At 37.2% G+C, this 5,206-nt stretch carries 7 protein-coding genes; all 7 read left to right on the forward strand.

The annotated features are described in order from the left end of the window. Positions 1-1,091 (forward strand): TraG family conjugative transposon ATPase (locus tag VFS71_RS07020; RefSeq protein WP_326400213.1); only part of this gene is annotated, 1,091 nt, incomplete at its 5' end. Between the two features lie 49 nt (positions 1,092-1,140). Then, positions 1,141-1,830, forward strand: a complete 690-nt coding sequence (locus VFS71_RS07025; protein WP_326400214.1) for a conjugal transfer protein TraI — start codon at positions 1,141-1,143, stop codon at positions 1,828-1,830. Between the two features lie 92 nt (positions 1,831-1,922). Next, positions 1,923-2,459 (forward strand): hypothetical protein, encoded by a 537-nt coding sequence (locus tag VFS71_RS07030; RefSeq protein ID WP_326400215.1) that lies wholly within the window; start codon positions 1,923-1,925, stop codon positions 2,457-2,459. Between the two features lie 11 nt (positions 2,460-2,470). Continuing rightward, positions 2,471-3,106 (forward strand): TerB family tellurite resistance protein, encoded by a 636-nt coding sequence (locus VFS71_RS07035; RefSeq protein ID WP_326400216.1) that lies wholly within the window; start codon positions 2,471-2,473, stop codon positions 3,104-3,106. 11 nt (positions 3,107-3,117) lie between these two features. Beyond that, complete coding sequence (gene traJ, locus VFS71_RS07040; RefSeq protein ID WP_326400217.1) at positions 3,118-4,317, forward strand: conjugative transposon protein TraJ; 1,200 nt, start codon at positions 3,118-3,120, stop codon at positions 4,315-4,317. Positions 4,318-4,332: 15 nt separating this feature from the next. Continuing rightward, the gene (traK, locus tag VFS71_RS07045) at positions 4,333-4,953 is read left to right on the forward strand and encodes a conjugative transposon protein TraK (RefSeq protein ID WP_326400218.1); all 621 of its coding nucleotides are present in this window, start codon (positions 4,333-4,335) and stop codon (positions 4,951-4,953) included. A 3-nt stretch (positions 4,954-4,956) separates the two neighbouring features. Continuing rightward, positions 4,957-5,206: hypothetical protein (locus VFS71_RS07050; RefSeq protein WP_326400219.1), on the forward strand; the 250-nt coding region annotated here is incomplete at its 3' end.

Raw genomic sequence — 5,206 nt, forward strand, 5'->3', positions numbered from 1 at the left:
TAGTATTAGTTGATGTGGGACATAGTTACAAAGGATTATGTGATATGGTTGGAGGGTATTATTTTACCTATGATGAGAAGAACCCGATTCGATTCAATCCATTTTACATTGGAGTGGGAGATAGTTTAGATACGGAGAAAAAAGAAAGTATTAAAACGCTTTTACTGGCGCTATGGAAAAAAGATACTGAGACTTTTAATCGTAGCGAGTATGTGGCTTTGTCGAATGCTCTCCAACTATACTATGAAAAGTTGGAGGCTAATCCCAATCTGTTTCCTTGCTTTAACAGTTTTTACGAATTTTTGAAAGAAGATTTTGTTCCGATTTTGGAAAACGATAAAGTGAAGGAGAAAGATTTTGACGTCAATAATTTTCTCTATGTGTTGCGTCCTTACTATAAAGGCGGGGAGTTTGATTATTTGCTGAATGCCACTGATAATCTGGAACTGCTTAAAGAGCGATTCATTGTATTTGAGTTGGATAACATCAAAGATCATCCAATACTTTTTCCGGTGGTTACCATCATTATCATGGAGGTCTTTATCAGTAAAATGAGAAAACTAAAAGGTGTCCGCAAAATGATTTTGATTGAAGAGGCATGGAAAGCGATTGCCAAGGAAGGAATGGCTGAGTATATCAAGTATCTATTTAAAACGGTCCGAAAGTTCTTTGGAGAAGCCATTGTGGTCACCCAAGAAGTGGAAGACATTATTTCCTCACCTGTTGTCAAGCAAGCCATAATTAACAACAGTGACTGCAAAATATTGCTCGACCAAAGCAAATACCAAAATAAATTTGATCAGATACAGGAATTATTGGGATTAACGGAAAAGGAAAAGGCGTTGGTACTTTCGGTAAACAAAGCCAATGATCCAGATAAAAAATACAAGGAAGTATTTATCTCATTAGGAGGCATGTTATCCAAGGTGTATAGAACAGAAGTCTCATTAGAAGAGTATTTGGCCTATACCACAGAAGAGACCGAGAAAGTAAAAGTGCAGGCCTATGCCAAAAAGTTTGATGGGGATATTAAAAAGGGAATTGCTGCATTGGCTTTTGACTTGAGGGAAGAGGCGAGGGCGAAAAATTAAATTAGCATTGCTGAATATTTGTGAATTGAAAACTAAATGAAAAGGAAAAATGAAAGCAAAGACAAAAATGTTGACTTGCGCGTTGTGTCTATTTCTTGTATACACTCCAGTAAGGCCAGTAGAAACCGCAGTAGCCCTTCCTATCATAGAGATTGTGAGAGCGGCACTAATTGCCGCAATAAAGGCTGTTGATCTTCGGATACAGCGACTGCAGAACAAAACAATTTGGTTGCAAAACGCACAGAAAAAAATCGAGAATATCCTGTCGAAACTAAAATTGGATGAGATTTCAAAATGGTCGCAAAAACAGCGTGATCTCTACAAAGAGTATTACCAGGAACTGATGAAAGTAAAATCGATCATTACCTATTATCAACGAATTAAAGATATTACCCAAAAACAAACCAGATTGGTCGAAGAATACGAAAGGGCTTGGCATTTATTTCAGCAGGACAAACATTTTAATGCTGATGAATTGGATTATATGCAAAGGGTTTATTCGGGTATTTTGGAAGAAAGTGTAAAGAATATAGATCAGATTTTTCTAATACTGGAATCTTTTACTACGCAAATGAGCGATTTGAAAAGGCTTGAGATTATTAATGCCGCAGCTGACCAAATTGATTCTAATTACGATGACTTGACCGTATTTAATAAACAGAATGTACTGTTGAGTTTGCAAAGGGCTAAAACCAGCAATGATGTGAATGCTGTCAAGAGGTTTTACGGAATTCCATAAATAAAGCAATTGAAATGAAAAAGATAATTGTATTGCTAGTTACTGTAAATCTGATTACTGGCGGGTTACAGGCCCAAGGCAAGCAACAAAAGATGTTGTTATTGCAAATCGCGGCACTTCAAATCTATATAGACTATGCGCAAAAAGGATATGCTGTGGTCAAGAAAGGGTTAAATTTCATAGGCGATGTCAAGAAAGGGGAAGTGAATTTGCATAGTGATTACTTTTCTTCTCTAGGGAAAGTGAATCCAAAGATTAAGAATTATGCAAAAGTGGCAGAAATTATTTCGATGCAGATTCAGATTATCAAGACTTACAAAAGCACTTTTGAACGATTGCGCAATGATGATTTATTTCATGGGGATGAATTGGATTATATTCAGCGGGCATTTGATCGGTTGCTTGATAATTGTAATGCCACCCTAAATGAGCTCATTGAAGTGACCACAGATGTTAATCTTGAAATGAAAGACGATCAAAGAATAGAACGTATTGATGGTTTGCATCGAACGATGATGGATGATTATGCGTTCTGTCAAAGTTTCTGCAAGCAGGCAAGCTTGCTTTCTTTATCAAAGACTAAAGAAAATGATGATGTGAAATGGAGTAGTGCTTTGCAAGGCTTGTAAAACAGGAAATAATGAAAAAGATAAAGATACTGGTTATACTTCTTATGATGTTACTCACGCCAGTGAAGGCAGTGGCACAATATCAGGAAATGCAACAGTTGTTATTGAACATTGAGAAACTCGCCCAGTTCAAGCAGATTTTGTCGGATATGAAAAAGGGATATGAAATCTTGAACGGAGGATATAAAGCGGTCAAAGATATGACCCAGGGCAATTTCACTTTGCATAAAACATTTTTGGACGCTTTGATGCAAGTGAGCCCGGTTGTAAAAAAATATAAGCGAGTGGGGGATATTATCAATTATCAAATTATGATGATAAAAGAGAGTAAGATTGCCTTTAAAAGGTTTTCCAACAGTAAGAGTTTTTCGCAAAAGGAAATCGAATATTTTGAAAAGGTTTATGGCAATTTAGTTAGGGAAAGTCTGAGGAACTTAGATGAGTTGGCAATGGTAATTACTGCAAATAAACTTAGAATGTCCGATGATGAGCGATTGAAAGTCATTGATGCCATCTATTTGGAAATGCAGGACAAACTACAGTTTCTGAGAAATTTTAATGCTTCTTCCGATATCCTGGCGCTCCAGCGCGCCAAGGAACATAATGATGTAAATGTTTTGCGAGGCATTTATGAATTAAATAACTAATAATTTAAGTCATGTCTAAATTGAATATAGCGGTCACTTTTGCCAGCGTAGCACTACTATTGCCTATTGTGAGCCAGGCTCAAGGTGTCGGGGATGAAATGAACAGTCTTCATATTGTACTGGATCAGCTTTATGATCAGATGATGCCTTTGTGCAATAATTTGTTGGGAGTGGGGCAGGGAATAGCCGGTTTTGCAACAATTTGGTATATCGGTTCGCGAGTATGGAGGCATATTGCCAATGCGGAGCCAATCGATTTTTATCCGCTTTTTCGCCCTTTCGTTATTGGTTTTTGCATTATGATTTTTCCCTCTGTACTGTATATGATCAATGGGGTAATGAAACCCACGGTGACAGCGACAGCTGCAATGGTTGAAGGTTCCAATAAAGCTATTGGTTTGTTGTTGCAAAAAAAAGAAGAAGCCATTAAAAGCACGAATACTTGGCAAATGTATATTGGTGAATCAGGTGATGGCAATCAAGACAGATGGTATAAATATACTCATGATAATGCAAATCCGAATGATGAGGGAATGATTGATGGAGTAGGAAACGATATCAAATTCGCCATGTCGAAGGCTTCCTATAGTTTTCGAAATTCCGTAAAAGAGTGGCTGAGTGAGGTTTTGAGAGTATTGTTTGAAGCGGCCTCTTTGTGTATCGATACCTTAAGGACATTTCAATTGATAGTACTTTCCGTTTTAGGTCCTCTTGTTTTTGGGATTGCTGTTTTTGATGGATTTCAGCATACGCTTACGGTTTGGCTGGCACGATACATTAATATTTATTTATGGTTACCGGTTGCGAATATTTTCGGAAGCATCATCGGTAAAATACAGGAAAAGATGCTGGAGATTGATATCTCTCAGGTGAATAGTTATGGAGATACATTTTTTAGCAGGACAGACATGGCATACCTCATTTTTATGATTATTGGTATTGTAGGCTATTTCACGGTTCCGTCAGTAGCCAATTATATAGTTCACGCTGGCGGGGGCGGGGCTCTAGGTCAGAAAGTGACCAGTATTTTTGGAAGTTCAAGTACTTCTGTTATTAATAGCACTACTCAGGGAGCGGGAATGGCTGTAGATGCAATGGGCAATGCAGCGGGAAAAATGTCCCAAAGTATGTCTTCTTCCACGCAGGCTTCACCATACTTCGAGGAAAAAGGAAATTATATGGGAGATAGACTAAAAGGGAATTCTAAATAATCTAAAGCTCAGATCATGTTTGCAAAAATGAAGAATATAGATACGGCATTTCGTTATGTGAGAAGTTTTACAGTGTTGGTTGTTGTTGGGTGCATTATAATCTGCTGTTATATAATTTACAGCAGTTTTAGTGCACTGACATTGATGGAAGACAGGGTATATATTTTGGCAAACGGCAAGGCAATAGAAGCCTATTCTTCCGATCGAAAGGATAATATACCTGTGGAGGCCAAAGACCATGTAAAGACTTTTCACAAATTCTTTTTTACCCTTGATCCTGATGATAAAGTAATAAAGGACAATGTTACCAAGGCGCTTTATTTGGCAGACGATAGTGCAAAAAGAATTTATGATGATCTAAAGGAGAGCGGTTACTATTCAGGAATAATTTCGGGGAACATCAGTCAAACTATTATTGTTGACAGCATTAGTATTGATATCAAGGAATACCCATATCATTTTAAATGTTACGCTAAACAGAAAATTATTCGTACAACCAGTATTTTGGATCGAAGCCTTATCACTGAAGGCACTTTACGCAATGTCTCAAGAAGCGACAATAATCCACACGGGTTTTTAATTGAGCATTGGAATACAATCGAGAATAAGGATTTAAAAGTTGAAAACAGAAAGTAAGCAATGATGTGGTCACTATCTAAAAGGTATGGGAGTAAACCGGTATCCGCAGCAGAAAACAGGAGTAAGGGGTATCAAATAGGACATAAGTATTATTTAGTTATTCAAGATAAATGGGCAAGAAAAATGAGCAGTGTAACATTAGGACTCTCTAAAAGAAAGTTGATCTGTTTATTGGGTTTGTTTCTGATTCTTACTACGAGTGCCTGTTTTTATATTATTTCAGAAAGTCTTTCAAATAGAACTAAAAGCA

It is taken from the genome of Flavobacterium sp. (assembly GCF_035760125.1).
Classification (GTDB): domain Bacteria; phylum Bacteroidota; class Bacteroidia; order Flavobacteriales; family Flavobacteriaceae; genus Flavobacterium.